Here is a 1,201-nt window from a genome sequence, read left to right as displayed (position 1 = left end):
CAAATTGCTTGGGTGTTATATGGTCAAGCCTCACGGGCAATTAGTATTGGTTAGCTCAACGCCTCACAGCGCTTACACACCCAACCTATCAACGTCGTAGTCTTCGACGGCCCTTTAGGGGATTCAAGATCCCAGTGAGATCTCATCTTGAGGCAAGTTTCCCGCTTAGATGCTTTCAGCGGTTATCTCTTCCGAACATAGCTACCCGGCAATGCCACTGGCGTGACAACCGGAACACCAGAGGTTCGTCCACTCCGGTCCTCTCGTACTAGGAGCAGCCCCTCTCAAATCTCAAACGTCCACGGCAGATAGGGACCGAACTGTCTCACGACGTTCTAAACCCAGCTCGCGTACCACTTTAAATGGCGAACAGCCATACCCTTGGGACCGGCTTCAGCCCCAGGATGTGATGAGCCGACATCGAGGTGCCAAACACCGCCGTCGATATGAACTCTTGGGCGGTATCAGCCTGTTATCCCCGGAGTACCTTTTATCCGTTGAGCGATGGCCCTTCCATACAGAACCACCGGATCACTAAGACCTACTTTCGTACCTGCTCGACGTGTTTGTCTCGCAGTCAAGCGCGCTTTTGCCTTTATACTCTACGACCGATTTCCGACCGGTCTGAGCGCACCTTCGTACTCCTCCGTTACTCTTTGGGAGGAGACCGCCCCAGTCAAACTACCCACCATACACTGTCCTCGATCCGGATAACGGACCTGAGTTAGAACCTCAAAGTTGCCAGGGTGGTATTTCAAGGATGGCTCCATGAGAACTGGCGTCCCCACTTCAAAGCCTCCCACCTATCCTACACAAGCAAATTCAAAGTCCAGTGCAAAGCTATAGTAAAGGTTCACGGGGTCTTTCCGTCTAGCCGCGGATACACTGCATCTTCACAGCGATTTCAATTTCACTGAGTCTCGGGTGGAGACAGCGCCGCCATCGTTACGCCATTCGTGCAGGTCGGAACTTACCCGACAAGGAATTTCGCTACCTTAGGACCGTTATAGTTACGGCCGCCGTTTACCGGGGCTTCGATCAAGAGCTTCGCTTGCGCTAACCCCATCAATTAACCTTCCGGCACCGGGCAGGCGTCACACCCTATACGTCCACTTTCGTGTTTGCAGAGTGCTGTGTTTTTAATAAACAGTCGCAGCGGCCTGGTATCTTCGACCGGCATGGGCTTACGGAGCAAGTCCTT

At 53.0% G+C, this 1,201-nt stretch carries 1 rRNA gene; it reads right to left on the bottom strand.

Annotated features, from left to right (window positions below):
• Positions 1–19: 19 nt before the first annotated feature.
• A 23S ribosomal RNA gene (locus tag N436_RS28340) occupies positions 20–1,201 on the bottom strand; the annotation flags it as partial.

The organism is Pseudomonas sp. RV120224-01b (assembly GCF_003208145.1).
Taxonomy (GTDB): Bacteria; Pseudomonadota; Gammaproteobacteria; order Pseudomonadales; family Pseudomonadaceae; genus Aquipseudomonas; species Aquipseudomonas monteilii.
Note: the sequence above shows the minus strand (reverse complement) of the source record. Positions and strands in the feature narration are given on the sequence as shown.